This is a genomic window from Escherichia sp. E10V5, assembly GCF_004212315.1.
In the GTDB taxonomy this organism is placed as follows: domain Bacteria; phylum Pseudomonadota; class Gammaproteobacteria; order Enterobacterales; family Enterobacteriaceae; genus Escherichia.
The window spans coordinates 26,009-45,848 of record NZ_RHJM01000047.1 but is presented as its reverse complement, the minus strand read 5'-3'; the positions used below and the strand labels follow the sequence as shown (position 1 = coordinate 45,848).

Here is a 19,840-nt window from a genome sequence, read left to right as displayed (position 1 = left end):
GCCCCCGCGGGGGCGCATAACAGGAAAAGTTATGTCTCAATATTCAATTCAACAGTCATTAGGTAATGCATCCGGCGTCGCGGTTAGCCCGATCAATGCCGATGCGACGTTATCTACCGGTGTGGCATTAAATAGCAGCTTATGGGCTGGTATTGGCGTATTTGCGCGTGGCAAGCCGTTTACTGTTCTCGCTGTTACTGAGTCCAATTACGAAGATGTTCTCGGCGAACCGCTGAAACCGTCTTCCGGCTCACAGTTCGAATCAATTCGTCATGTGTACGAAGCTATTCAGCAAACGTCTGGTTACGTTGTTCGTGCTGTTCCGGATGATGCGAAGTTCCCGATTATCATGTTCGATGAATCAGGCGAACCGGCTTACAGCGCGTTGCCATACGGTTCTGAAATTGAACTTGATAGCGGCGAAGCCTTTGCGATCTACGTTGATGACGGCGACCCATGCGTTTCACCTACGCGTGAGTTAACCATCGAAACGGCAGCTGCGGACAGCGCAGGTAATGAACGCTTCCTCCTGAAACTGACCCAGACGACTTCGCTCGGTGTGGTTACGACCCTGGAGACACATATTGTATCTTTGGCGGAAGAAGCGAAAGATGATATGGGCCGATTGTGTTATCTGCCTACGGCTCTGGAAGCCCGTTCTAAATATCTGCGCGCGGTTGTTAATGAAGAGCTGATTTCGACCGCGAAAGTAACAAATAAAAAATCACTGGCGTTCACTGGCGGTACCAACGGCGATCAGTCGAAAATCTCCACCGAAGCCTACCTGCGTGCGGTTAAGGTGCTGAACAATGCGCCGTACATGTACACCGCTGTTCTCGGCCTGGGTTGCTATGACAATGCGGCGATCACCGCGTTAGGTAATATCTGTTCTGATCGCCTGATTGATGGCTTCTTTGATGTCAAACCGACATTGACGTATACGGAAGCGCTCTCTGCTGTTGAAGATACCGGTTTACTTGGTACCGATTATGTAAGCTGTGCTTTCTATCACTACCCGTTCTCCTGCAAAGACAAATGGACCCAATCCCGTGTGGTCTTCGGTTTGTCTGGCACGGCGTATGCGGCAAAAGCCCGTGGCGTTAAGAAAAATTCCGATGTCGGCGGTTGGCATTACTCACCGGCTGGTGAAGAACGTGCCGTCATTGCTCGTGCATCAATTCAACCGCTGTATCCGGAAGATACCCCGGACGAAGAAGCAATGGTTAAGGGCCGTCTGAATAAAGTATCTGTGGGCACCTCTGGCCAGATGATCATCGACGACGCTCTAACTTGCTGCACGCAGGATAACTATCTGCACTTCCAGCACGTCCCATCCCTGATGAACGCAATCAGCCGTTTCTTTGTCCAGTTAGCCAGACAGATGAAGCATAGCCCGGACGGCATTACTGCGGCTGGCCTGACTAAAGGGATGACCAAACTTTTAGATCGCTTTGTTGCCTCCGGCGCTCTGGTGGCTCCTCGTGATCCGGATGCTGACGGTACAGAACCGTATGTGCTGAAAGTTACGCAGGCGGAATTCGATAAATGGGAAGTGGTCTGGGCCTGCTGCCCGACAGGTGTAGCCCGTCGTATCCAGGGCGTACCGCTGCTTATTAAGTAAGGGAATACAATGAGCAAAAACTTTTTTCAATCCGGGGCATTTTTGGGGAATGAATTGTCCCGTTTCGCTTTGAACGCTGATCCGGTTCAGTTGATGGAATCTGCCCGTGCAAGTGCCCAACCGCCAACCGAACCGGTGATTAATAATAATCCGGAACCGGCGGCACAGATTAACGAGAACGTTCAATCTGACCCGGCACCTGAGCAAATCCTGGAAGGAAAAGATGGTAAAGAATGGACCGTCGAACAGGCGCACAAGATGATTCTGGAAGCTGCAAATCGAAGTGCTATGCAGAATGCGTTGAGTAATGCGGCCGATGCCGTTTTCGCCTGGGCTGATAGCGGTGATCTGACTTTCGACTCCCTTGATGGTTTCGTTCAGGCTATTGCTGGTATCTCTGACGACGACACCGAAGTTACAGAAGAACAGGACGATGCCTATAACGAAGCATGGGCAAATGTTGCTGACTTCCTCGCAGCATGCGGTGTAGATGATGACCTGATCGAAGCACTGGCCGACGATGAAGACGACGACGCAGCTGCTGATGTTGGTTCCGCTATCGCTGGTTTGGATAGCGACGACCGCGACGAACTGGAAGCGGCGTTTGTTGTTGCTGGCACTTCTGATGAAATGCTGACTGAAGCATTTAAGAAGGTTGTTCGTAACGGTGAGATCAAGCTCATCCGTAAACGTCTGCGTAAAAAACGTCTGACTGCGGCTCAAAAATCGGCGCTGAAAAAAGCGCGTCGTAAAGCCCAGACCGGCGCGGCAAAACTGGCCCGCAAAAAGTCAATGAAACTGCGCCGTAAGCGCCTCGGCTAAAGGAGGAGGCCGGAGAACTCCGGCCTTTAACTTGAATGGTACCTATACCTTTTGGGGTTTACAGCCAGGCTGACGGTGTATCGCCATTTCTGAAAGTTACTTTAACGAACTCTCAGTACCAGGTTACCGGATATATCAGCCAGGGGGCGGCAATGAATCTGGCCCAGAATTGGGAAGCGCCGTTTACCGGTATGTCTATGGGTTCTGTTGCTGGTGCCTTCAGTGGTTTTGCGCAGGTTGGTACTGAAACAACGTCAGTTGCCCGTTGGAACAGCTTAATGGTTTGGGAAGGGGGGACACCGCCGACTTTCACGCTGCCAGTAACTTTCATTGCTTTGTTTAACCCATATACGGAAGTTTCAGGTGCTATCGCCGCGTTGTCAGCAATGATTAGCCCGGAACTTAAAGACGCCAGTATTGGTGGTCGAATCCCGGAGCGTGTGACGCTAAACATTGGTCGCCGGATCAACATCATTGATGTCGCTATCCAGGACCTTAGTTTCGATCTCGATGCCCCCAGGGATAGTAATGGGCATTTCCTGAAAAACACCGTCAACCTCCAGTTGACCGGTTCTTCGATATATAACAGCTCCGATATTATTCGGGCGTTCCAGTAAAAGGATTTTATATGGGACACAATAACACTAAGGGAAACCGTAAATTTATTAAGGGCCGCTATACTGCCAACGCGGCCAAAGGCGAACGACTCGTATCTTCTGAATTCCAGCTCACTTTTGCAGGCCATGAAGATATCAGCGTACTGGTCCGCTCGTCGCAGATCCCTGAAATGACCCGCGAGGATGTGGAGGACTATGGTCCGAATGGTGTGAAGTTCAACCAGCACGGTCCAATCCGTAACTCCGGGGAAATCCAGGTCCAGTGCGTGGAGACTATCGAAGGCGATATTCTTCAGTTCATTAAAGATCGCATTGCGGCGAAGGACTATGTTGATATCACGATGGCTGCGACCCCTGAATCCAAATCTTCCGGGGTTAACGCCGTGACAAAAGCTGCTACAACAATTGAAATGTTGGACTGCAAGATCTACTGTGATGCAATCGACTTTAGTACCGAAGATGTGACTGCCGCTGTGCGCCCGTCACTTCGTATCGTCTACAACTGGATTGAGTGGGATTAAGAGTCATCCCTTGTATTTTAAAGCTCCTTCGGGAGCTTTTTTTATAACTATTTTATATAAGAATGCATCGATAACATTGTCTTGAGTTTTATGTTAGATTATTAATGTTCTAATAAACTACAATTATTGAGGTAGATGTTTGTGCCTGTACTGTTAAAGGGGGACTCTAAAATGGCTGTGATTCCAATGTCGTACTCCCCGGGTACTGTCGCTCGTCGATTTTCGATCCTGGACGGAGTTACCATCCAGGGTGTGCTTTACCAGGTTATATGGGATTCCAAAACCCCATTTGCAGCTGTAATAGAGGCTGCGCCTTCTGTTATCGATGGTGATATGCGCCATAAGGTTGTCGCTACTCTTGAACTTCAACGTCGCCCGCAGCTTGAAGGCGTACTTGTAAGGAAGTTCTGGGAGGATAGCGATGTTGCCCAGATTGAAGGTATCGTGGTTGATGGAACCGTCCGGGATGTCGGTTTAGCTACTTTTGTTTACGAAACCGTAGCCTCAAAAGCTGGTGTTGTTTTGCTCAGTGATAATGAGCAATACGAAGGTGGAAAAGCTCTTTGGCAACACATCGCCCGTCGCTCTTCCGAGCTAAAAGTGTTTATCCTCGACACCGATGCCGCTCAGTATTACCCGTTTGACGGCGAACGTGTTTGCTATGACGGGGTAAGTATTCCTGAATCCGAGATATGGAGTGAACACCCAGATAGAAGTAAGCATGGGGTTGTTCTGGTCGCTGAATCCATAATTGGAAAGGCGGCATAGCAGTAAAAAATTCCTTGCTCCTAAAAAGGGGAGAGGGCTAATCTACGTATGCTAAGCATAGATATGGCCTCAGATTAATGTTAAGCGTCTTGCAGGACGCGTAATGTTATCTGGGGCTTTCTTCTATCTGCTTGTCGGGTAGTGCCTGAAGCAGATAGCCTCAAGCACCCGCAGCGATTGTATCAATGTCTGGCTTTTTTTCTATATAAATCACCTGGAATGGTGAATATCCACATCAGAAGAAACGTTGCAGCAAACATGATCCCTAATGGCCAGACCGCGCCAAAGAAAATCCATACTAAGATTTCCTCTGCTCGTTCTTTGCGGTCGATATCGACAAGCATTTTTCGGCTGATCATGTATACACAGAAGCCAATGCAAACATATCCTGTAAAAGCGATCGCTAACTGTAAAAAATCAGATTGCATCTCCGATCTCAACTGAAAACGCCAGGTGACTCCAGATTAGAGCAATCTATCACCCTCTGAATCCCGCCGGTATACCCCATTGTTCGTTATCTTTATTTTTGGCTAAAACCGCATTAAGAGCTTCGTTTACCGTCATGCAATGCGGTAGGTTATCGAAGTTTGATATCCCGCCAATATCAGGCGAACGCTTGTTCTTCAGGTAAGCATATTTCCGCGCAGCCGCCTCTACTTTCTGCTTGAACTCATGTTTTTGAGCGCGTTTTTTGGATAACCGCAGATTGTCAGCCTTTGCTTTTGCCTCAGCGATCCATGAAGTCAATTTTTTGAGTCTGGTCGTTCCGGCACCGCCGGAAACTGATCTTTTTGTTTTTTTAACTTGTGACTTCTTATTCTTTATTGCCACGTCATCCTGACAGGGGGAGGGGGTATCATTTTGACATGGGGGTGTGGATAAAAAATCAAATAAAGCCAATGTCTTAGCGAGAACAGCTTTAACCTTGGTTGCGGCTGAAGAGATCTTTAATTTGCTTTCAGTCAGCGCGTTTTTAGCTTGTTGTGCGAAGGCCAAAAAGGATGGTGTAAACCGGTACAGGTTAGCACGGCGTTCACGGTGATCGCCGATAACAATCTCTACAGACAGGATTCCTTTGTTTACAGCTTCACGGAATGCACGAACGACGGTTGATTGGCTATAACCTGTTTCTGCCGCGATCAGGCGGTGAGGCTTATGAATGAAGTATTCACTGGTTGTTGCCGCGAGATTTGCACATTGCGACAGGATATGCCCGGCGCTACGGGATAGACCGGAGTGTGTTACAAAGCAGGCCAATTCATAGCCAGAAAAAGTAAAATCGCTCATCGTTATACAGCTCAGGAAAGTGACTTTAGCTAGCATTACAATGCTGGTGGTTCTTACTACGTCTGTTAGTGCGTTGCCGCGACAGGTACCAGCACACCAGCATCAAGCAATCGCTTCATCAGCCACTGCTGACCTTTGCCGGTTATACGAGTCGTGAAAGAAATCCTGCTTCCGTTGCTTGTATCGATCACGGTTTCTTTGAGGGTGAAGTACCCACGAGAGATGTATTCTTGTTTGGGGACGTTCCTGCGTTCACCGGTTGCGATCAGAATTCCGTTATCACGCAACCAGGTGAAGAGATAGTTTTGGCCCAGGCCGAGCACTTTGGCATAGTTGCCTATTAGAACCCCGCTGGCGGTAGCAACGCGTTCGGCGAATTCGACTTTAGGGGCATCCATAAGCATTTTTTGCTCCAGGCGTTGCTTTTGCTCTGCCAGGTCGGCTGCCAAACGGAGTGCTTCAGGGAGACTCTGCGGAATAGCTGGTTGTAATCTTCCGGCTCGATAGTCGATAAATGTCTGGTTTACCTTCAGCCGAAACGCGGGAGAAATCCAGCCTGCGTACTCCACAGCGAGCAATTCATGGGCAAAAGTGCCGCCGCCACGGCCTTCGAACGAAACTATGCAATTCTGCATAGTTTCTTTTTCAAGCTCTTCAATGAGCTGTTTGGCTGACAGCGTTCTTAGCCATTGAGCTGGCGCTTTATGGGCACCGAGTCCGCTCGCTCTGTGTAGAGCATTAAGGTTGTAACGGCCAGCGCGGTCGGTCGTAATTTCAACACCACAAATAACAGGTAGAGTGGTTGAAGGATCGACATTTTGATGAAGGTTTGATATATTCATATCCGCATTGAATGTTTGTTGCATTTTTTCTCCAAATTTGCATCAACCTTCAATCACCAGCTCGAAATGGTGATTCTTTGCACTTAGAAAACGAAATTTATTAGAGCAAATTTTTCTAACTCGATCCAGATCGGGTTGGTCGAACTGCTCAGAAACCTGCCAGTTCGCTGGCAGGTTTTTTCTTTTGTTAACCTATTGCTACTGGTTTTAACAAACCAGTAGCAAGTAGCTTACGAGTTAACCACTGCTGGCCTTTACCCGTTAATTGGGGCGTCAGCCGTATCTGGTAGCCATTTTCATCATCCAGCACCACTTCTTTCACCGTGAAATACCCGGCGTTGATGTACTGTTGGCGCGGTACGTTTTTGCGCGCACCAAAAGCCATGAGAATGCCGTTCTGGCGCAACCATGAGAAAAGGGCGTTTTGCTTCAGTCCAACGACCTTTGCAAAGTTCCCGATCAGGATTCCATTAGCCACTGATACCCGGTCGGCAAAATCGACTTTAGGGGCTGCGGCCACCAGCTGTTGTTCCAGCTGCATTTTCTGTTCTGCCAACTCGGCAGCCAGGCGTAGGGCTTCTGGTAATGTTTGGGGGATCGATGGGGTAGGGGAGTTTGCCTGCTGCAATTCTTCCAGTTTGTCGATCAGCGAACGGCGGACAGCTTTTGATTCGCGCGCGGCGACTCGCAGGGCTTGTTTGTAGGTCATGGTTATGACAAGCATTGATGTTTTGTTCATTTTTTCCACTACACTTTTTGTGTAGTGCTCACCATCAAGCTCATCGAGTATTTTTTCGATGAATTTGTTGTTCCGAACCTCTGGTTCCCCACATAACTTACGCGCTTCATTGACCATCTTTAACAGTGTCAGGCTGTCGATTGTGTCTCCGGTGTTGGGGATAATATTCACGGCTGGTGCTGGCGTAGCTGACGTAACAGGTGCTGGTTTTTCAACATTCAAATTATTACCGGTCATTCTATGTGCCTCCTTTCTCATTTCTGCTGCCACTGTTGCGTAACGTAGACGTCCTTGTTCAATCAAATAATCCCTGATCTCGGCTATCAGTAGCCTGTTGATCACAGCCTTATCTGTTCGGGTATAAAAACGCCTGGTTATCATGAAGTAGTTGGCAATTGCGCCGGGGATCTCCCGTGTCGGCATACAGGCAGTATGCAGGGCGACCGCTTCGGCTATTTCATTCCGGGTGACGAGAGGTTTTTTCATAAAACCCCCTGAACGTCGGCAGAGAAGGGGAGGTTCCAGTAACTAAGTGAATTGCGCGAGTTAGTCGAAAAACGGGCAGTAAAAATGCAGGGGCCATCAGGCAATTGAGAGCGTGCTTCGTCTTCTGTTGCTGCGATAACGAAGTGATAGTGGTGTTTTTTACAGGAATAGAAACGCCAGATGAATTCTTGGCGTGCGCAAGGATTGGCATTAACCATAGTTACGGCCTCGTAAGTTGATAAACAACCTGCGACCCGCTGTCAAACAGGTGGCAGGACGTGACAGGGTTGACAGACTGGCACTTACGAAACCAGCAGGCCGAAGCCTCCCCATCACGCCCCACCATAATTCGGGCGTAACGTGGTTTTACGGACACAAAAATACCGCAATATCGGAAATGTGCGGTTGTCCGCGTAAGTTTTCAGGCTGTCAAACCTGGTCGCAGAATTTGCTACGACGGCGGAACTATAAGCCTGAACGATTAAAAGGTCAATATGATGCGAAAAGATAGCATTCGCGACTTAAAAATACAAATTTATTAGAGCATTATCTGTTTAATAAATACACAAATGGATCTAATAACCTCTTTTTTTTAAAGGCGAAAATATGTACCCTAAATGAGTTATCCGGTGCGCCGTAAAACCCCGTCCTTCAGGGTGGGGATATAAGGCGCGGTTCTCCACCTAACTGTTTTTGTTTAAAATAGTGGGATGAAACGACTACAAGCATTTAAATTCCAGTTAAGACAAGATGGTCAACAGGAGCGTCAAATGAGGCGCTTTGCCGGAGCATGTCATGAGGATGGCTATACAATTAATTTTTCTTGTGATGCTGGTGCAAGGGATGGTTCTGAAGACCATATCGCTGGAAGAAATTTGTATGTAAGCGGAGGAAAAGAGAATGCCGATTTTTCTACACGCGACACAATTTCTCGTAAAGCAGATGTAATTACTTTAATTGTTGGTTCGGATAGTTTTAATATTGGCACGCAAAACACTTCTCCTAATCGTAGGGAATGGTATTCTTTTTGGAAGTCAGCGTCAGCCACAAAAGAAAAAAACATGGATGTATATATCGGATCGCGTCGAATTACATCATTCTCTCTTGATGGCATTTCAAGTATTTACAAGGAAGCTAAAAATGATGGGTGTTTAAAGCAAGATGACGGTGAATAAAGTGAAGGACATTAAAAAACTTGCTCTTGGCTCAGTAAGCGATCTTTATAATAAAGATTCAAATATTACTTGGCGTGATGATTTAAATAAAATCAAAATGCCCGAATATAAATCGGTAAGTGATTTATTAAAATCAGATTATGCTTCTAATAATTTGGTTAGACAGTTGGCGGAACTGCAAAAAAACGCAATCATTCCATCGTATAAAGAACATATGGCAAACTTGCAAAAACAGTTAAGAATAGGACAGCTAGCTCAAGAACAAATAGCAAGATTTAATTTGCAATCCATAGTTAGTGATTCTATTCGAAAACAGTTTGAGAATATGCCGAAACTGGCAGGAATAGGCAACGAGTTTCGTAAACATATTGATATTTTACAGAAACAGGCTCAGGCTTTTTCCACTCATGATGCAAATAAACACATTCAAATGCTAAGGAAACAGGCCGAAATAGCTATGCCGTTACGAAACCAGTTCGAGATGCTTAATAAGCAAGCTGGCTTGAATAACATGCAAGCAATGCTTAATGAATTGCGGAAAAATGTAACTCACAAGATAGATTTAAACAATGAAATAAAAGAATTATTAAATCAATATACTCAAGCACAAAAGGCTTCATTTCATCAAATAATGGAGCAAGGTCTTTCAACAATTGCACAGGCTTATATCGAAGGTGCCATTGAAACATCACACACTGAAAGTGATGCTCAAGACAAAGGATTAAATAAATCTAGTTCGACGTTTATTGATTCATTTAAGGCGCTTCCTTCTCCTGTTCAGACTTTTCTTCTGTGGATTTTGTGTCAAGTATTTCTTGGCGCTATAACTGATTATGCGAAAGAAAAAACATTATCGCAAATTTACGGGATGGAATCATATATTCTATCCCTAAATGAGGATAAGCCAATATCTAAGCAAAAGCTAACACAAGAAAATAAAGATATTCAGTGGGAGGATCTTAATAATTTTAGAGCTATAACAGGTGATAATGTAAGATTACATGTCAGTCCTTCTTTAAATAGTGAAGTGATAGAGTGCATTGGTAAAAATACAATTGTTGCTATTTTAGATAAAAAAGATCGCCAATGGCTTTTCGTGCAGGTTAAATCAGGGGACGAGTTTATTACTGGATGGATTACACGAACATACACAAAGCCTCTTAAAGCTTGAATTTTATCTCAGCATCTTCGGGCTGGGTGTTGATGACGATATGCTACTTGAAGCTCTTGAGTTTTTTAACGCAGCATCTGAAATGTGTAGACTGACCGGTAACAAATGATAACTCGTAGAATCGGTTAACACACCAGATTCTACGAGGTGTCAATGACACAACGACAATTACTCGAAGACGTCAAATCCCTCTTGGGTCAATGGTTGGAGATTCTTGGTGGTATGCCTTTTGGCAGGATGCAGCAGATTCAAATGCTAATGTGATTGATGCTTATGTTGATAATGAAAAAATTGCCACATTCCCTCTTTCTGGGCTAAGTAAGTTATATCAACAAGCCAAAAACGATGGATGCTTAAAGCCCGGCGATTGATTTTTTTATTGCAAATTTAACGTAACCCATAAAGCGATTATGGGTTACAAAATATTAAGAAGTTATGTTAAAACAGTCTGTTTCTTCAAAGCAATGGGTCAGGTTATTAATCACAGGTTCTCCTTTCTCGTGTCTGAGAATAAGAGAGCCTCCATTAGTAGACCATTTGTCTGAAACAGCGACAAAATTACAGAAGCAGCTACTCCCTGAAATTTCTCTTGCAATTCTTATAAAATGAAATGCTCTAACTTCGAGACCTGGAACAATTTGTCCAAGACATTCTCTCATTGAATCTTCATCAAAGTCCCCATTTATTATTCCTGAACAGATAAATTCATAATAATTAAGAACGAAGAACATATCATTACCTGCTGATATGTATTCATCATGGACCTTTTTATTTTTTAAATCTTTATCATTTGGGACAAGTCTTTGTTTGGCAATAATTTCATTTATGGTTTTTCTAAGCCCGAACGTATTCGCTACCGATGAAACTTTCTTGTGAAATAATTCACTGTTTCTTTGATTCATTAGTGTATTTAAGGTGTGTGATTTTCTTGCGGCTACTTTACTCACAGTAGCCTGAACCCACCACCCAGAACCAAGTAGCACAGAACTTATAAGTAAAGCAATTGTGGATTGGTATACATCACCATATAAATAATATAAGATAAACACACTATATAGTGTTACACCAAAGATTAAAGCTATAATGGTAATCCCATCGTTTGTTTCTGGGTATTTCTTTGCTATCTTTTCCTTTATCGTTATGCTGATAAATACGGAGAAGAACGCAAACATTAAGAATGGTAAAACTTCATTGAGAGAAAAAGATAATATTTTCTTGATAAGATCTTCTCGCGATTCAAATATCATGAAAAAAAGTAATGAGAGAAAAAAAGTTAAGTGAGTATATTTATGTTTTATGTATTTCTGTAAAGAATGCATTTTAAATCCTAAAAAATACGCCCATTAAAGGGCGTTTTATTGTTTTACTCAAAACAACCTGACTCAAAGCAACCTGATTGTGTGATAACCATATGATACTCCTCATTCCATCTACACTACCTACTCTAACTTAATGATACCATATTACTCCCAGACGGCAATATTCCCACTCAATGGACAAATGACAACTCGTAGAATCGGTTAACAAACCAGATTCTACGAGGTTTCAATGACACCACGACAATTACTCGAAGACGTCAAATCCCGCTTCACACCTTTGATTGCGGATGAACCTGCCTTACTGGAATCCCTGCTAAGAAAAGCATTGGGAACCTACCAGGATAGGGCTGGGCACATCAAGCGGATACGCTTCACTGATCAGACCTTTAAATCACTTGCTTGCCCAGCTGATTTTCTTGCGCTCGTATCGGTTACAGATCACACCGGCGATCTTGTCTACTCCGATGTTTACGATGGGAATATCGAGCTTGAAGATACTCATCGAGCGGTATACCCGCTGAATGTGTCATATCTGGCTAATTTACGTGATATGGATCTGGATAATGGGGAAGTGCCACCTGAAATCATTGGGTTACTTTCTGACTATCTGGAAGTGCTAATCGCTATACCTAACACTGATCGCCTGCGAAGAATATCTATCGCGGGGAAACTCGATGCCAGCAATTTATCCGACGAGAACACGCTGTATCAGCGAAAGCTGGATCTGGAAGAGAAAATGAGCGCAACAAGGGCAATTATCCCGGGAATTGTTCTTTTCTCATCCATGTTGAAGTGAGGGGGCTGATATGGGACTTAATGTTGCATCAGTAAAGTCTTATGTATCTTCGGCATTTACGACGACATTATTTGGCTCCGGCGTTGGTGAGCGGGAAGTCGGTAAGCTGACGTCAATCATCATGAACAAAATGCTGTTCGCGCAAGGATGGCAGTTCTCTGTCGAAGTTGATGGACTGGAGGGGGCAGACTTCTTTGCTAAAGACATTACCTACCACGATTACAGCATCGAATATGAAACGATTAAAATCGGCGGAGGGAATATTCTTCAGCCAACGGAGCGTTCGCCTGGGCAGATAACAATGATGGTCAGGGATACCGTTGATGGCCTCGTTTTGGACTGGTTTAAAACGGCAAAAAGTCGGGTGATCAATCCGGACGGTACCGGGAACATACCGTCTAAATATTTGCTCAATGTGCGTATTTATCGGTTGCTGTCTTCCGGTTTAACAAAACTGGAAAATGAGATGACGGTATTCCCGATCACTACCGGCGATGTCACCTATGCACGGGATCAGGTTACGGAATTTAAGTCATTCCCAATGACCTTCGCATTGCACAGCACGTTTAACCAATCCTCAAGTTCTTTGGCTTCCCTTCTGGGCTTTAGTTTTTCGCTTTAAATTAAGGAGCAAGGATGCTTTTACCCCTTTTCCCTCTACCATCGCGGCCAACTGAATTAATCCAGTTCCGTCAGCCAAATATTGCTGATGCGATGCGTTTCAACTCGATAACACCGGAGGAACAAGAACAGCAAACAACGGCGTATTTAAAAGCCTTGCTGGCTGAACCTGCGAAACATGATCCACTGAAATGGACGGCACAGGACCGGATTACCGCGTTATGGTGGATATTTACTGGCTCCCGCGAAACACCGATCGAGACATTTACCTACACCTGTAAACATTGCGGTAAAGAGCATTATTACGATTGCGATATGAATGCTCTGGCTGAAGATATCCAGGTCCTGGAAGTGGAACCGTTCATTGACGATATTGAGGTGTCTGTAGAGGGCGTGCCTTATCAATGGCGTATCGTGCCGCTTGATGGTTGGGCAATGGAAATGCTGGGGATGCGCCGTGCAGCATTGCCACCTGAAGACGACGCGGAATTCAAAGAAGCGATCGTTGATTTGCGTTTTTGGGAATTCGCTTATCAGTGTGAACTTTATAACGATGTTAGCGGTACTCGTGAAGAGCAGGCTGAGCGTCGTTATGAAACGATCAAACGGATGGCCATTGATACTGAATTTATGAAGCTGGCGGCACACATCCGGCTGGCTCATGAAAAGCTCGAACATGGTTTACCGTGCTACATCGATAAAGGCGAAATGCGACTTCGTCTCCCGCCGCACAAATGCCCAAACCAGGATACAAAGGAGTCCACAGAGGGTGCGTATACCCGTCTGTGGGTGCCCTTTCGGGCTACCGACTTCATTCCACAGGTGGGGATTGAAAAGCTATCAGACCTTAGTGTCCAACCTGGTTTTGTATGGGGGTATACCGATTCAGGACGCTGAAAGGCTCACTGAATCCTATGCGTTTTTCCTGTTGGAGAAACTGGAAGAAAAACTTAAACCGAAGCGGTAGGCGATAAGATCATGGAAAGAAAAAACGCCAACATTGACGATGTGATAAGGACGGTTGAAACCGCCAGCGCAAAAGAGCTGGAAGAGCTTGCAGGTATTCGGGAAGCTGTTGAAGATTTGAAAGGGGGGCGAGTTGCAACTGTTGATCCTGTCTCTCGCAGTGTGTCGGCATTAAATCGCACAATCGAACATTCCCAGCCAGACTTTGTGGCCAAAGCGCCATCAGTGGACCCTATTGTTGAGGCAATGAAACGGCTTAATTTAGGGGACGTTCCTCGTGTAGTTCAGGAGGATGTTGCTCTACAGGAACCGCAGGCCAAATCAACTACGCGAAAGGATAAAAAACGACGCAGGAAGGCTATAACAGAAGATGTAAAGGCGCAACGGACCGAAGCAGCCGAACACGCCCGCGAAATGTTTGGTCAAAAAGGCGGTACGCAAAAAAGCCAAAACCAACGCGATGCGCGTGGTCGTTTTATTGGAAAGTCAGGGAGTAAGGCCGCATCGGAAGATGCCCGTGCTGAACGCGCTGAAAAGGCCAGGCGCAAAGAGGATGATGAGCGTCTAAATGCTGAATCAGGTTTATTAAAAAAACTGTCAAAAGTAGCTGAAGGTATAGGTAACCCTTCAGAGACTCGTGCCGTCGATGCTTTAGGTTATGCCGTTGCTGACCCATTGTGGGCAGCGGGAAAAGAGCTTGGCGGGATATCAAAAGAAGTTGGCGGATCGCTTAATGGTGCCAGAAAGTCTATTGCTGATGTGATTCGTGGCAATGACGATAACAGCCGTAGAAAAGGTTTTTTTAGGCGTAAATCGCAAAGTAGTGCCGATGTCGTTCAGGTTAACACCCAAAAACGGACGGTTCAGGAACTTCAGGATCAGACCAGCGAAATTAAAGAGGGCAATGACAAGATTCTCCGCGCCCTTGAACAGATAGGCAAAAACACCGGGAAAAAGAAGGGCGGCTTGCTGTCCAAATTATTTAGCCTGTTAGGGAAGGGGGCCGGAGGCGTCGCGTCGTTATTAATGGGGCGTGGCATGCTGAAAAAAGCGGGAGCACTCGCTTTTGGCGCTCTGGGGGCAAAGAAACTCGTAGGAATGCTACGCGGTGGGGGCAAGAAGACTCTCGCCCATGAAGGCGGAGATTTGGCTGCCCGGGCAGCTGGTAAACTGGGGTTAAAGGCAGTTGGTAAAGGGGCGTTACGCGCAATTCCCCTAGTCGGCACAGTGGCTGGAGGTATTTATGATGCGGTAACCGGTTGGAATGATACAGAAGCGCAACGTCGAGCGTTTGGGCTTAAATCAGGACAAGATCCGTCATTCCAGCAAAAAGCCGCTTATACGTTAGCCAATGTTCTCGATATGGGGGGACTGGTATCTGGTATTAGCAGTGCTATTGGTGATGTTCTCAAATCACTTGGATTTGAGGATATCGGCAATATGTTGCAATCATTTTCGACGGAAAGTATTGCCCAGGCCATTGATAGTGGGATTACCAACTTAGAAACATATATTTCTAACATTGGCGACACCATTTCTACCAAGTTCGATGATTACACAGCAAAGATTGGTGATGCTGTTTCAGCATGGTTTAGCGATACATCTAATAAGTTGCTTGAAAAGCTGGATGCCATAAAAGACTTCTTTACTGTCGATAACCTGAAACAGGTTTTCAGTGATGCAATTGATAGTGCAATTGACTTCATTAAGAACCCAGGGAAACACATTAAAGAGGCGGCTGGTAATATTTGGGATGGGGTTAAAAATTTACCCGGTAAAGCATTAGATGCAGCGGTTGATGCCGTTAAAAATACCCCTGCGGCAATGATTGTATCAAAAATACCCAATCCGATCGGCGAGGCTAATGCAAAAGAAATCACTCCAGAGTTAAAAGCTCCGGTTAATAGCCACCAGGAGACATCTGATTCTAAAACTGAATCCGATGCCAAACAGACTAATATTGCTACCCGCGTGATAAATGCGGCACTGGACACGGCGAAAGATAGCAATAAAACAGTTAAAGAAACTGCCAATCAGATTATCAATGCAAATGCCGTAGAAACGGGCAATAGCGCGGTGCGGAAAATTGATACAGCTATTGGACAAAATAGCTCGTCATCATCGTCGCGTAATACCACCGGCACTAGGAATGACATTCAGAAAGCTGCTGATACCTACAATAATGGCAACTTAGATGTAAAAGTCGGAAGCCTTGGCGCTGAAGGTAAGGCAAATCTCGATAAGTTAGCTCCGTATTTTGCTGAACTAGAGAATAAATATGGTCTTCCTGAAGGCACTCTTTACGCGATTGCTGCAACTGAATCTGGTGGTAATCCGTACGCAAAATCCCAAACTGGTGCTCTAGGGATGTTTCAGTTCACGGGCATTGCTCGTGAAGAGACTGGCTTAGCTAAAGGTGAATCGTTTGATCCTGTGAAATCGGCAGAAGCTGCGGCTCTTCTCATGAGCAAGTATCTGAAGCAAGCCAATGGAGACTTAAACGAGGCCATCACTGCATATAACGCAGGGTTTGGCACTATTAATAAGTGGAAAAAAGGCACCGGTGACTTATCGAAGGAAAACCGCGAGTATGCGATCAAGGTCAATACTCATCGTGCTCGCTATTTAGGTGGTGAAATCTATACACCTGGAGCAGGAGCACAGGGTGGGGCGCAATCTGGAGTGATGGGACCACTGCCTGATAACGCCGTTATCGATCAGTCTACTGGCCTGGCGTTTACCCCTGGTGATAGCCCGTTTGAGAAAGACGGTCTGGTAGACAAAATCGGCAATGCTGTTGGCGTTAACGATCTGGTCAACAAATTTATGAATGGCCGGGGGATGCGTCGAGAAGTCGTCCAGGGAACCCTCGAAGAACGTGCACGAGGAAAGGGAACCGCAACGGCAGCTGGCAATGTGTATGTTGATACACCTATGCCAGTTGAAGAGGCGCGTCCGGTTGCTAACAACTCAAGTTACTTTGACCAGCTCGGCGCACAAATGGGGATAGATGGGCTGTTCGATAAAGTCCGCAACGCGCCGGGGATGCGGAAAAGTAATGCGCCTGAACCAGCCACCACGTCGCAAGTGACGACTGTCGCCAACGATTTGCAGCAACCAACTGGTCGTATGCAGATAGACGGGCAGGTTATTAGTGACCTAGGCGGTTCCGGTGCCAAGCCGACAATGCAGTTGGCTGATAATACCGTTTCACTTGATGGTGAAACGAAGCGGCTGTTTGCGCAGATGACCTCATTGCTTGCCAGGATTGAAGAGCACACCAAAGACTCGGCGAAAGGCCAGGGAACTGTCGTAAAGGTCAGCACGCCTCAGCCGGGCGTTATGCGCACGGTACCACTGTCAATTGATGATCCGTTGATGAATGACTACGCGAGAGTTGATTGATGGCCAACAATAACGAAATTGATCCTTTGCTGACGCTGGAGTTATCCGGCGTAAAAACGTATGAGTCCCAGGAGGAGGCCTGGGGCGCTCGTTTATATGAGTGGCTAAACACTTATCAGGGTGAGGTATACGGCGATCCGTCATGGGGCAATGTTTTACCGCAGTTTAAACACGAACCGACCAACTTGTCGCATGTTCAAATTGCGGTTGAGGCAATGCTATTGCAAAAACTGACGGTAGATTTACCCGACATACCGATTTCTGGCTTGTCAGTAGCCGAGGGGGATGCTTTTGATAAGTTGAAAATATCCATTCGTATCAGGGATATAACTATCACACAGGACGTGGTGCTATGAGTAAAACAACACCGACTAAAGACAGTATTCGCGCAGAGTTTGAAGAGCTTGTCGAGAAAGATTCATTCTGGTCGAAGTTTGTCGGCTCTCAATTTGTCTCGATGCTGACATTGTTTATTACCCAGATTGTATACAGGTGCTTTCAGTATGCCGATGCGGCGCTGGCTGAAGGCTTTATATCGACCGCGACGCGGCGTTCCTCTATCCTGGCAGCGGCAGAAACGAACAGTTACGTTGGTACCAAACCAACACCGTCATCGGGGATGGTTGAGATCACAGCCACAAGTGAAGATGCCCCAGCGGTAATCCCCAAAAACACGCCTTTAATATCTGACGACCAGTACCCTTACATGACTATGGATGTATGCAGATTGGTTGACGGCGCCGGTACGGTAGAAGTGGCGCAGTTGGAAATTCAGGAGGTGACATATACCGTTACGGCGGCCAAAGAATTTCTGGAAGTCGTATTATCAAAGGCTCTCACTGCTGTCTGCTATAAGCTGGAAGTATTCGTGACGACCGATGGTAAGACTACGCAGTGGTCTTCCAGCACTATGTTCCGGTTAGCTGGTAGTAAAAGCCAGGTCTATGTTGAGTTTTATAAACCATCCGAACAGTTGGGCGTTCGATTCGGCGATGGACTAATTGGGCAAATACCGCCGGAAGGTTCGACAATTACGCTTAAGGTCTGGTGTACCAACGGCGATATAACTCTGGTTGCTGGCCAAAATCTGACGCCTGTCGATTCTGCGGCTAATTTAGCTAACTCGATTTCAGTTAAGACAACGACACCTATAACCGCCGGTACCGATGCCGAAACAACGGAGATCACACGTAACCGTGCACAATATTACCTTGCCTATGATGATCAGGTCGTATGGGGCGGGGACTATACGTATTTTCTGGTGCGTAACATCCCAGGCCTGTCCTGGGTAAAAGCTTGGGGTGAGGGCCAGCAAGAGAAATTAGATGGTGCTTATAATGTTCAGAATATCAATAAGATATTTATTTCAGGATGGCATCCAAATAAAAGTCAGTCAGAGCTTGAAGAAATGATCCTGGCTGCCTTTAAGAAGGTACCGAATGAGCTGAACAAGAAATTCTCTTATAAAGAGGTCAGAAAACTACCATTTAAGATAACAATCACCGGGCGGATATCGGCAAGCCTGACCATTGAAAACGTGACCGATGAACTGACGTCGGCGCTGGAAACAAAATTCGGGCGCGACTCAGCTTTCTTTGACCCAAACCGCGTTGGTAAGTACATCCTGATTAAGAAAAAAGACGTTTGGGCGTATATCGAAACGCTTGGCTATTTCCGCGATTTTTATCTGGAATTTGTCGAGTGGAATGAGTCCAACGGCTTTTACGATTTCGTTTATCTGGATACAGAAAACTCCACCTTTAATATTTCGTATGAGGAGGAGTGATGCAACGTTCCTGGTTTAATAACCGGCTTACATCAGCTAAGCAAAAGTCATTGCTCTATAAATCATTGGCTGATTTGGTTCAGTCAATGATGGACACTTTTGTTGACCCATGGTTGGAGCGAATTACCAACCGGAAGTCTATTTTCTCCATGAGCAAGGAAGATCTGGAGACCAGGACAAATGAACTTGGCCAGTTCTTTACTATCAGAACGTCGAATTCGTCTTCCGTACCAATGCTGTTACAACAGCGGCTTGACGAGATCCACTTTAAGGGAACTGAACGCCCTATAAACCAGACAATTTACCGCGAATTTAACGGTATTTCTGTTTTATGGGATCCGATATATGCCCCGGTAGACCTTGAACGTCATCCCTATGGCACGGTCCTGATTCCAGAAAGCACACTGGAAACTACCGGCGGCACATTCGGCGAGATGTTTCTGACTTCCAGAGGGATGATCAGCATTCCCATAAACGACCTGGCCCGGACAATGGGAATTACCGGCACGATAGATCAGTCCGCAATCACAGAAGAAATTCTCAGAAAGTTTAATCAGTTCGTAAAGCCTCTACTACCACTGCATATAGTGTTTGATGGGCTTACGCTCTATTTGTCGGTTGTTGTGAATGAACAGGCCGACATGATCACTTTGAACGAGATTTCTGATACTGAAAAAGCGTACTGCTGGTTTGAAACTTCGGATACAACTTCACTTACTGGAGTTACGTCGATTAGCGCCCCGATCACCGCAACGCCTGGCGGCACTATTGTGAAAGCAACGCCTACGTTTGATCGCACTCGTGCAGATGATTTGTTGCTGGATAGCTATGCCTGACAATCACCCCGTCCGCCGGGCGGGGTGACAAGTGACTTCTCTTACAATGAGGCTTCACAACA

21 protein-coding genes and 2 pseudogenes are annotated in these 19,840 nt (G+C 45.9%); 15 read left to right on the top strand and 8 right to left on the bottom strand.

Annotated elements, in window-relative coordinates:
* Positions 1-31: 31 nt before the first annotated feature.
* Both D9738_RS23730 and D9738_RS23725 read left to right on the top strand, forming a co-directional pair.
* Entirely contained in the window at positions 32-1,621 is a 1,590-nt protein-coding gene (locus tag D9738_RS23730) for a hypothetical protein (RefSeq protein ID WP_077150740.1), read from the top strand.
* Positions 1,622-1,630: 9 nt separating this feature from the next.
* Entirely contained in the window at positions 1,631-2,443 is an 813-nt protein-coding gene (locus D9738_RS23725; protein WP_130261328.1) for a hypothetical protein, read from the top strand.
* Positions 2,444-2,555: 112 nt separating this feature from the next.
* Here D9738_RS23725 and D9738_RS25540 read toward each other — a convergent pair whose 3' ends face one another.
* Positions 2,556-2,774, bottom strand: coding sequence for a hypothetical protein (locus D9738_RS25540; RefSeq protein WP_106494519.1), 219 nt, complete (start codon positions 2,772-2,774; stop codon positions 2,556-2,558).
* 46 nt (positions 2,775-2,820) lie between these two features.
* Here D9738_RS25540 and D9738_RS25535 point away from each other — a divergent pair, with 46 nt between their 5' ends.
* From D9738_RS25535 to D9738_RS23710, 3 genes are all read left to right on the top strand, one after another.
* Entirely contained in the window at positions 2,821-3,060 is a 240-nt protein-coding gene (locus D9738_RS25535) for a hypothetical protein (RefSeq protein WP_308665351.1), read from the top strand.
* An 11-nt stretch (positions 3,061-3,071) separates the two neighbouring features.
* Positions 3,072-3,581, top strand: a complete 510-nt coding sequence (locus D9738_RS23715; RefSeq protein ID WP_130261326.1) for a baseplate protein — start codon at positions 3,072-3,074, stop codon at positions 3,579-3,581.
* 171 nt (positions 3,582-3,752) lie between these two features.
* Entirely contained in the window at positions 3,753-4,349 is a 597-nt protein-coding gene (locus D9738_RS23710; protein ID WP_000268409.1) for a hypothetical protein, read from the top strand.
* 182 nt (positions 4,350-4,531) lie between these two features.
* On the opposite strand, the gene D9738_RS23705 is transcribed toward D9738_RS23710, so the two are convergent.
* The 6 genes and pseudogenes from D9738_RS23705 to D9738_RS25330 form a co-directional block, all read right to left on the bottom strand.
* Complete coding sequence (locus tag D9738_RS23705) at positions 4,532-4,777, bottom strand: hypothetical protein (protein WP_048266599.1); 246 nt, start codon at positions 4,775-4,777, stop codon at positions 4,532-4,534.
* Positions 4,778-4,826: 49 nt separating this feature from the next.
* Positions 4,827-5,672: a helix-turn-helix domain-containing protein gene (locus tag D9738_RS23700; protein WP_130261325.1), complete on the bottom strand. Its 846-nt coding sequence runs from the start codon at positions 5,670-5,672 to the stop codon at positions 4,827-4,829.
* 29 nt (positions 5,673-5,701) lie between these two features.
* Entirely contained in the window at positions 5,702-6,502 is an 801-nt protein-coding gene (locus D9738_RS23695; protein ID WP_061359695.1) for a phage antirepressor KilAC domain-containing protein, read from the bottom strand.
* A gap of 163 nt (positions 6,503-6,665) precedes the next feature.
* On the bottom strand, positions 6,666-7,703 hold the full coding sequence (locus D9738_RS23690; RefSeq protein ID WP_130261324.1) for a phage antirepressor KilAC domain-containing protein: 1,038 nt from the start codon (positions 7,701-7,703) through the stop codon (positions 6,666-6,668).
* Entirely contained in the window at positions 7,700-7,921 is a 222-nt protein-coding gene (locus tag D9738_RS23685; protein WP_000245711.1) for a host cell division inhibitor Icd-like protein, read from the bottom strand. The genes D9738_RS23690 and D9738_RS23685 overlap by 4 nt, the downstream gene beginning before the upstream one ends.
* A 357-nt stretch (positions 7,922-8,278) precedes the next feature.
* A pseudogene (locus tag D9738_RS25330) lies at positions 8,279-8,408 on the bottom strand (hypothetical protein); the annotation flags it as partial.
* A gap of 5 nt (positions 8,409-8,413) precedes the next feature.
* Here D9738_RS25330 and D9738_RS25325 point away from each other — a divergent pair.
* The 3 genes and pseudogenes from D9738_RS25325 to D9738_RS23665 form a co-directional block, all read left to right on the top strand.
* Positions 8,414-8,599, top strand: a pseudogene (locus D9738_RS25325) (hypothetical protein); the annotation flags it as partial.
* Positions 8,600-8,879: 280 nt separating this feature from the next.
* Positions 8,880-10,049 carry an SH3 domain-containing protein gene (locus D9738_RS23670; RefSeq protein WP_240780614.1) on the top strand — a complete coding sequence of 390 codons (1,170 nt, stop codon included), beginning with the start codon at positions 8,880-8,882 and terminating at the stop codon, positions 10,047-10,049.
* A 200-nt stretch (positions 10,050-10,249) separates the two neighbouring features.
* A complete protein-coding gene (locus D9738_RS23665) occupies positions 10,250-10,420 on the top strand; it encodes a hypothetical protein (RefSeq protein WP_240780613.1) in 171 nt (56 codons plus the stop codon).
* A gap of 54 nt (positions 10,421-10,474) precedes the next feature.
* On the opposite strand, the gene D9738_RS23660 is transcribed toward D9738_RS23665, so the two are convergent.
* Positions 10,475-11,368, bottom strand: a complete 894-nt coding sequence (locus tag D9738_RS23660; protein WP_130261321.1) for a DUF4760 domain-containing protein — start codon at positions 11,366-11,368, stop codon at positions 10,475-10,477.
* Positions 11,369-11,597: 229 nt separating this feature from the next.
* Between D9738_RS23660 and D9738_RS23655 the strand changes: the two genes are divergently transcribed.
* The 7 genes from D9738_RS23655 (at position 11,598) to D9738_RS23625 (ending at position 19,778) form a co-directional block, all read left to right on the top strand.
* Complete coding sequence (locus D9738_RS23655; protein WP_130261320.1) at positions 11,598-12,164, top strand: hypothetical protein; 567 nt, start codon at positions 11,598-11,600, stop codon at positions 12,162-12,164.
* Positions 12,165-12,174: 10 nt separating this feature from the next.
* A complete protein-coding gene (locus tag D9738_RS23650; RefSeq protein ID WP_130261319.1) occupies positions 12,175-12,786 on the top strand; it encodes a phage tail protein in 612 nt (203 codons plus the stop codon).
* 14 nt (positions 12,787-12,800) lie between these two features.
* Positions 12,801-13,682, top strand: coding sequence for a morphogenetic protein (locus D9738_RS23645; protein ID WP_130261318.1), 882 nt, complete (start codon positions 12,801-12,803; stop codon positions 13,680-13,682).
* 81 nt (positions 13,683-13,763) lie between these two features.
* Positions 13,764-17,156, top strand: a complete 3,393-nt coding sequence (locus D9738_RS23640) for a lytic transglycosylase domain-containing protein (RefSeq protein WP_130261317.1) — start codon at positions 13,764-13,766, stop codon at positions 17,154-17,156.
* The gene (locus tag D9738_RS23635; RefSeq protein WP_000002800.1) at positions 17,156-17,512 is read left to right on the top strand and encodes a hypothetical protein; all 357 of its coding nucleotides are present in this window, start codon (positions 17,156-17,158) and stop codon (positions 17,510-17,512) included. The genes D9738_RS23640 and D9738_RS23635 overlap by 1 nt, the downstream gene beginning before the upstream one ends.
* Positions 17,509-18,942: a bleomycin hydrolase gene (locus D9738_RS23630; RefSeq protein ID WP_130261316.1), complete on the top strand. Its 1,434-nt coding sequence runs from the start codon at positions 17,509-17,511 to the stop codon at positions 18,940-18,942. The genes D9738_RS23635 and D9738_RS23630 overlap by 4 nt, the downstream gene beginning before the upstream one ends.
* Positions 18,942-19,778: a phage tail protein gene (locus tag D9738_RS23625; RefSeq protein ID WP_130261315.1), complete on the top strand. Its 837-nt coding sequence runs from the start codon at positions 18,942-18,944 to the stop codon at positions 19,776-19,778. The genes D9738_RS23630 and D9738_RS23625 overlap by 1 nt, the downstream gene beginning before the upstream one ends.
* The last annotated feature ends 62 nt before the right edge of the window (positions 19,779-19,840 follow it).

What these genes read in the sequence shown, in the direction of transcription:
- D9738_RS23635 (WP_000002800.1), top strand. Translation starts at nt 17,156, where the DNA reads ATGGCCAACAATAACGAAATTGATCCTTTGCTGACGCTGGAGTTATCC.
- D9738_RS23700 (WP_130261325.1), bottom strand. Translation starts at nt 5,672, where the DNA reads ATGCTAGCTAAAGTCACTTTCCTGAGCTGTATAACGATGAGCGATTTT.
- D9738_RS23690 (WP_130261324.1), bottom strand. Translation starts at nt 7,703, where the DNA reads ATGAAAAAACCTCTCGTCACCCGGAATGAAATAGCCGAAGCGGTCGCC.
- D9738_RS23630 (WP_130261316.1), top strand. Translation starts at nt 17,509, where the DNA reads ATGAGTAAAACAACACCGACTAAAGACAGTATTCGCGCAGAGTTTGAA.
- D9738_RS23730 (WP_077150740.1), top strand. Translation starts at nt 32, where the DNA reads ATGTCTCAATATTCAATTCAACAGTCATTAGGTAATGCATCCGGCGTC.
- D9738_RS25540 (WP_106494519.1), bottom strand. Translation starts at nt 2,774, where the DNA reads ATGAAAGTTACTGGCAGCGTGAAAGTCGGCGGTGTCCCCCCTTCCCAA.
- D9738_RS23640 (WP_130261317.1), top strand. Translation starts at nt 13,764, where the DNA reads ATGGAAAGAAAAAACGCCAACATTGACGATGTGATAAGGACGGTTGAA.
- D9738_RS23695 (WP_061359695.1), bottom strand. Translation starts at nt 6,502, where the DNA reads ATGCAACAAACATTCAATGCGGATATGAATATATCAAACCTTCATCAA.
- D9738_RS23660 (WP_130261321.1), bottom strand. Translation starts at nt 11,368, where the DNA reads ATGCATTCTTTACAGAAATACATAAAACATAAATATACTCACTTAACT.
- D9738_RS23710 (WP_000268409.1), top strand. Translation starts at nt 3,753, where the DNA reads ATGGCTGTGATTCCAATGTCGTACTCCCCGGGTACTGTCGCTCGTCGA.
- D9738_RS23655 (WP_130261320.1), top strand. Translation starts at nt 11,598, where the DNA reads ATGACACCACGACAATTACTCGAAGACGTCAAATCCCGCTTCACACCT.
- D9738_RS23705 (WP_048266599.1), bottom strand. Translation starts at nt 4,777, where the DNA reads ATGCAATCTGATTTTTTACAGTTAGCGATCGCTTTTACAGGATATGTT.
- D9738_RS23685 (WP_000245711.1), bottom strand. Translation starts at nt 7,921, where the DNA reads ATGGTTAATGCCAATCCTTGCGCACGCCAAGAATTCATCTGGCGTTTC.
- D9738_RS23650 (WP_130261319.1), top strand. Translation starts at nt 12,175, where the DNA reads ATGGGACTTAATGTTGCATCAGTAAAGTCTTATGTATCTTCGGCATTT.
- D9738_RS23645 (WP_130261318.1), top strand. Translation starts at nt 12,801, where the DNA reads ATGCTTTTACCCCTTTTCCCTCTACCATCGCGGCCAACTGAATTAATC.
- D9738_RS23715 (WP_130261326.1), top strand. Translation starts at nt 3,072, where the DNA reads ATGGGACACAATAACACTAAGGGAAACCGTAAATTTATTAAGGGCCGC.
- D9738_RS23665 (WP_240780613.1), top strand. Translation starts at nt 10,250, where the DNA reads ATGGTTGGAGATTCTTGGTGGTATGCCTTTTGGCAGGATGCAGCAGAT.
- D9738_RS23625 (WP_130261315.1), top strand. Translation starts at nt 18,942, where the DNA reads ATGCAACGTTCCTGGTTTAATAACCGGCTTACATCAGCTAAGCAAAAG.
- D9738_RS23725 (WP_130261328.1), top strand. Translation starts at nt 1,631, where the DNA reads ATGAGCAAAAACTTTTTTCAATCCGGGGCATTTTTGGGGAATGAATTG.